This is a genomic window from Lactobacillus sp. (genome assembly GCF_051873315.1).
GTDB lineage: Bacteria > Bacillota > Bacilli > Lactobacillales > Lactobacillaceae > Lactobacillus.
Genome location: NZ_JBJEES010000134.1, coordinates 1 through 5,891, shown reverse-complemented (window position 1 = coordinate 5,891; position 5,891 = coordinate 1). Strand labels below are relative to the sequence as shown.

The 5,891-nt window shown below is 49.6% G+C and carries 4 protein-coding genes; 1 reads left to right on the top strand and 3 read right to left on the bottom strand.

The window, feature by feature from the left end:
- Nucleotides 1-273: 273 nt before the first annotated feature.
- Together ACI32D_RS07980 and ACI32D_RS07975 are read right to left on the bottom strand one after the other, a co-directional pair.
- Entirely contained in the window at nt 274-1,347 is a 1,074-nt protein-coding gene (locus ACI32D_RS07980; RefSeq protein ID WP_439776052.1) for an AI-2E family transporter, read from the bottom strand.
- 74 nt (nt 1,348-1,421) lie between these two features.
- A complete protein-coding gene (locus tag ACI32D_RS07975) occupies nt 1,422-3,197 on the bottom strand; it encodes a DUF2207 family protein (RefSeq protein ID WP_439776051.1) in 1,776 nt (591 codons plus the stop codon).
- Between the two features lie 233 nt (nt 3,198-3,430).
- On the opposite strand from ACI32D_RS07975, the gene ACI32D_RS07970 reads away from it, so the two are divergent.
- The gene (locus ACI32D_RS07970) at nt 3,431-4,057 is read left to right on the top strand and encodes a hypothetical protein (protein WP_439776050.1); all 627 of its coding nucleotides are present in this window, start codon (nt 3,431-3,433) and stop codon (nt 4,055-4,057) included.
- Between the two features lie 75 nt (nt 4,058-4,132).
- Here the strand turns inward: ACI32D_RS07970 and aspS are convergent.
- On the bottom strand, nt 4,133-5,891 hold a 1,759-nt coding region (gene aspS, locus ACI32D_RS07965; protein ID WP_439776049.1), incomplete at its 5' end, for an aspartate--tRNA ligase.

The window sequence follows — 5,891 nt, the reverse complement described above, 5'->3', positions numbered from 1 at the left end:
CTCTTTCCATCTCAAAACTATAATTTTGTTGACATGTATAAAGTATAGTCCTGACTTAAGAAAAGTCAATACTGTTCACGTATTGTATAGTCTACAAATCCCTTATAAAGCTAGTATTCATAAGGGTTTTTAGATAGCAAAAAACTTTTTATTTTTTACTTTATTGGCCCATGTATAGCTTTTTCTTTTAAGAAATCCCCAAGAAAAAACAACAGACCCGGAGCTGCTGCTCCGAGTCTGTTGACTAATTTATTCTCTTTTAAAAAAATTATGCTATTTTTCCAGCCGCTTGTTCTCCAGCCGTTTTCTGGCCTCCTGCAGCTTCTCCTGCTTGCTGTTGATGTTTTTGACACCCAAAATATCCAAAAAGAAAGTAAAGATTGGAACGCTGACGATCAAGCCCCAGGTGCCGAAGAAGTGCTCGCCAAAGAGCAGGACCACAAAGGTGTAGAAAATCGGCAATTCCGTCTTGCTGGACATGAATTTCGGGTTCAAAATATAGGTTTCCAAAGTGTGCAGGACGGCAATCATGATCAAAATATAGATCACGTCCTGCATCCCCCCGACCGTATAGGCCACCAAAGACAGAGGAATCAGGGAAATGATCACCCCGGCCACCGGGACCAGACTGCAGATGAAGACCATGAGGCCCAGGGCAAAAATCTGCGGCATTTTCATAATGGCCAGGCAAATAATCGTCAAGACCGTATTGCAGATGGCAATCAAAAACTGGGCTTCCAGAACCACCCCAAAAGTATTGGTGAACTTGCGGCCAAAGTAGGCAATGTCTTCAAAGAGCCAGCCAAAGAGATCTGACTTCAGAAAGGACTTGCTGAAATTATCCATCTCCTTAAGTTCAATCGTGTAAAAGAAGCTCAAGACCAGGGCCATGACAAAGGACATGGCTACTGAGCCAAAGCCCTTTAATGCCGCCGTCAGCGCGGTCAGGCTGCTCTTGACCTGATTGGAGATTGTTTTTTCAGAAACATACTTGTGCAGCTGACTCATCAGCCAGCCCACGTCATTGGTCTGGTAAAAATCAATCACCGACTTGGTCATCTTGGTCACCTGCTTGACCAAAACCGGGACATAGTAGCGCAGGGCAAAGTAAAGCAGGACGACGATCAAGAGATAGGTCAAAGCGACAATCAATTTGTCAGAAACATGCTTGAATTTCCCCTGCACGAACTTGACCAGGTGCACAATCAAGTAGGTGAAGATAAAGGTGAGCAGGATCGTGTTCATCATTGCCCGCACGCAGTACAGGGCCAGAATGATCATGAGCAAGACCGTTGCCCGCCGCAAATGAGTATTGTTTTTAAATCTGTTCCATAAACTGGCTTCCATAGTGTCTTCCCTAACTATTAATCTCCGGAAAAATTATTTTATCTATTGTAAACTTTTTCACCGGGAAAAACAAATCAGAAGGCACCGCCGCCGCTGCCGCCCCCAAAGCCGCCGCTGGAGGCGCTGGAGGCCGAGAAGTTGCCGCCAGAGCCAGCTGAAGAAGAAATTGCCTCGTCAAAGCTGGATGCAAAAGCCCCGTAGCTACTGCCGGCATAGTAGTAGGTCCAGTAAGGATCAGCCTCGATTTCTTCTGGGAATTCCAGCTTCAGCTGCTTGAGGACCTTCTTGGCCAGGCCAAAGGCAATGGCGTAAGGCATAACCTGCTCCCAGAGAGTCAGTTCCCCAATATCGCGCAGCTTAAACTGGCCGATATCATCCAGCATGGCTTCAAATCCCATAGCCTGTTCAGTAGCTTCTGCCCCCTTTTTTGTCAAAGATGAGAAGTGGTGCAGACGCAACAAGGCAACTGCAAAGGCAGCCAAGATCCAGACAGCAACTGGAAAGAGCCACAGGAAATATTTATCATACAAGAAGAAGCTGACGAGAATAGCCGCGACTGAAAGAATCATTACAGCTATGGTGTATAACGACAACATCTCCTCTCTGTCCTGCAATTTCTGGTCGATGTAGCCTTCTTTAATCAAGGCCTTTTGGCTGTCCTCTTGCCAGTTCTTGTAGCTAGAAGTAATCCCCTTGCTGTCGCCATATTGTTTCAAGTCCTTGTTGCTAAAGCTTTGTCCATTGCCGACCTTTTTGAAAATTCTGTTTAAAAGCGGCAGGTCGCCTTTATACTTGCTGGTCTTGGTATAAGTGAAGTTCTTTCCCTTCTTGCCTGGATCAATAGTAATTTCGCCCCGGCCGGCCCGGAGGGCAATTTCGGCTGCCAAGGCCTTGCCGTCTGGATCTTTTTTGGTCACCAGGATCTGGGCCGCAGTCGGGCTGAAACTTGGAATTTCAAAATTGTGGCCAATTTCTTTTTTGGCCTTGACCGGGCTGCCCGACTTTCTGCTCTTGATAAAGACTGGCAGATAGAGCAGCGGCGAGATGGCAAAAAGGGCCAGGCCGATCAATTCATAAACATTGTGGCGGGACTTTTTAGCAGCCGTTTCTTCAGCCAGCGCTTTTTCCTGGTCCACGACCTTGGCCGCGATTTCCCCGGAATGCCGCTTTTTATTTTGGCTGACTAAACTGTTTGGGAAAAGCAGATGCAGCTCCAAAAAAGTATTTTCCGGCAAAGTGGCTACTTCTGCCTTGACCAGGCCCTTTTCCTTGTCAACGGTCAAATGACCATTGGCATTGACATGGGCCCAGCCCTTCAAGAAGGACAGATTTTTGCCTTTGAAGCGAACCGCGGCAGAAACATTGGAAATCTCTTTATCCCAGCCGTCCCCGACAATCTTGAAATTTAGTTCAGAAGCGTCATCATAAGTGTCAACCGCCCTGGAAATTTTGTAGCGGTAGACCACCTGTACCTTCCCCTCTTCGACATGGTGGTAGACCTTGAACTTGTAGGAATTGCCATCTTTACTGAAGTGGTAGACATTGCCGCCGTCAGCCTGGTTGTTCAAGGCCGGCTTGACCGTCTTCCCGCTGGCCAGGTCCTTAACCTCGACGCTCTGCCCGCTGACCTTCTGTCCGCTGGCCAAGTTCTGGGTATAGTAGACCCCATTGGCTGAATCGTCGAAGTCATAGACGATCTTCCGGGTCATCGACAAGGACCCGTCAGAATTGACGACTGCCGTGACATCCATCTTGGTTAGGTCATAATCGGCAAAAACTTTTTCTGGTAAAAAGAGGGCCGCAAAGCCGGCCAAAAACAAGGCCAGGCCCCATAAATACTTCCGTTTCATCTTTTTCTCCCTTTCACTTTTTCATTGTTCAGACAAGCAAGGCTGGCTGACACAATTTGAGAATATTTTTTCTTAAAATTATTATAATTCAAGCAGCAATTGCTTGGCAACGCGAAAAATTTCAGCATTTATTTATGCAAAACAAGGCTTTCTTATGCTTACATCCGTAAGGCGTGGTATACTGTAGTTACTACCGTGGTCTAATAGACCAAATTGTGTTGGGAGGAAATACAATGCGCAAACCAATGCTGGCCGGCATCCTTGCCGCTGAGCTCGCCTTAGTCGGAGCGGCTGTCTTTTATCACCAAAGCCAGGCCGATAAGAGCAGCGAGTCCGCTGGCAGCAGCAAGACTTACAAGGTCTACAGCAAGGCGGAAAAGACCAAGGCCAAGGCCGACAAAGAAGATGAAGAATCCAAATCATCAAGCAAGGCAAAAAGCAAGAGCAAGAAGAGCAAGAAGAAATCATCCAGTTCTTCAAGCTCTTCAGAAGACGTGAGTCAATCATCATCCAGTGAGTCATCAAGCGACTCTTCAAGTTCTTCAAGCGACGACTCATCCAGCTCAAGCTACAGCTACTCCAGCCAGGCTAAGTCCAGCAAGAAGAAGTCGACTAAGAGCTCAAATGGCTCCAGCTCCACTACTTGGGGCTCTGCCTACAGCAACTCAACTTATAGCTACAGCTACTCCAGCCCAAGCAGCTCCAAGAGCTCCACGTCCAGGTCAACTGGTTCAACCGGCTCTTCAAGCTACACGACCAAGAAGAGCAGCACAACCACCAGCAAGTCCACGGCTGACGATGACGTCAACACGACTGAAGACCTGCCAGAAGAAAATGTCAATAACGACAGCGATAATTAAAAGTTTGGCAAAGAAAAATAGTTCAAGATCCTAAATGATCTTGAACTATTTTTTTACGCTTTTTCAGCTTTTTCTTTATTCTTCGTGAGACTTGACATCTTCCGCAGCTTCAGCTTCCAGGGAAGCTTCGTACTTTTCAACGCCTTCCTTGGCTGCTTCAGCTACTTCGATGCCCAAGTCAGTCAACTGCTGGTCGGCAACTGGAGCTGGAGCGTGCATCATTGGTTCGCTGGCGCTGGCGTTCTTCGGGAAGGCAATGACATCACGGATGTTGTCCTTGCCTGCCAAAAGCATGGCGAAGCGGTCCAAGCCGATGGCCAGGCCGGCGTGCGGCGGGAAGCCCATGTCCAGGGCGTCCATCAAGAAGCCGAATTGTTCGTAAGCCCGTTCCTTAGTAAAGCCCAGGGCCTTGAACATCTTTTCCTGGATGTCCCGCTTGTGGATCCGGATGGAGCCGCCGCCCAGTTCGTAGCCGTTCAAAACGATGTCGTAGCTGCGGGCGTGAGCCTTGTGCGGATCGGTTTCCAGGAGCTCAATTCCCTTGTCATCGGGCATGGTGAATGGGTGGTGGGCAGCGATCCAGCGCTGGTCGCCTTCGTCGTATTCAAACAGCGGCCAGTCGACAACCCAGAGGTACTTGTAAGTGTCCTTTGGAATGATGCCTGTTTCCTTGGCGGTTTGCCGGCGCAGGTAGTCCAGGGAGTCGCAGCAGACCTTCCATTGGTCAGCGATGAAGAGGAGGAGTTCCCCGCCTTCCAGACCGAATTCTTCAACCAAGCCGGCCTTTTCTTCGTCACTTAAGAAGCGGGAAACAGGACCGGAGAAGTCGCCGTCTTCATACTTGACCCAGGCCAGGCCCTTGGCGTGGTAACGCTTGATGTAGTCCTGCATGGCTTCGATCTTCTTGCGGGAGTAGAACTTAGCCCCGCCCTTGACCGCGATCCCGCGGACAAAGCCGCCGTTTTCCAAGGCGGAAGTAAAGACCTTGAAGCCGGACTTGGCAAAGACAGAACCCAAGTCGTGGATCAGCATGCCGTAACGGGTATCTGGCTTGTCACAGCCGTACTTGTCCATGGATTCCTGCCAAGTGATCCGCGGCAGCGGCAGCTTTAAGTCGATTCCCTTCACGTCCTTCATAACCTTAGCCAGGAGGCCTTCAGTTACTTCTTGAACGCCTTCTTCATCCATGAAGGAAGTTTCCAGGTCGATCTGGGTGAATTCCGGTTGCCGGTCCCCACGCAAGTCTTCATCTCTGAAGCAGCGGGCGATTTGGTAGTACTTGTCAAAGCCGGCCCCCATCAAGAGCTGCTTGAAGATTTGCGGTGACTGCGGCAAGGCGTAGAAGGAACCTGGGTAAACCCGGGAAGGAACCAGGTAGTCCCGGGCGCCTTCCGGCGTTGACTTGCCCAGGTCTGGAGTTTCAATGTTGATGAAGCCTTGGCCTGACAGGTAAGCGTTGGTAGCGGTCATGATCTGGGCCCGCATGATCAAGGCGTTTTGCAAAGTTGGCCGGCGCAGGTCCAGGTAGCGGTACTTCAACCGGGTCTGTTCGCTGGCTACCAGGTCATCCTTGATTTCAAATGGCGGAGTCTTGGCCTTGTTCAAGACCGTGATTTCGCTGGCAATGACTTCCACGTCACCAGTCTTCATGTCCGGGTTCTTGCTGGAACGTTCGTTAACGTGACCCTTGACTTCGACCACGTATTCCTGGCCCAAGGAAGATGCCACGTCCATCAACTCTTTGCCAGAATCATGGTTGACAACGACTTGGACAATCCCTTCCCGGTCGCGCAGGTCGATGAAGATCAGCTGGCCCAGGTTCCGGACTCTTTGC

Bases quoted from the DNA above. Each gene is read 5' to 3' on its own strand.
- ACI32D_RS07980 (WP_439776052.1), bottom strand. From the start codon at position 1,347: ATGGAAGCCAGTTTATGGAACAGATTTAAAAACAATACTCATTTGCGG.
- ACI32D_RS07975 (WP_439776051.1), bottom strand. From the start codon at position 3,197: ATGAAACGGAAGTATTTATGGGGCCTGGCCTTGTTTTTGGCCGGCTTT.
- ACI32D_RS07970 (WP_439776050.1), top strand. From the start codon at position 3,431: ATGCGCAAACCAATGCTGGCCGGCATCCTTGCCGCTGAGCTCGCCTTA.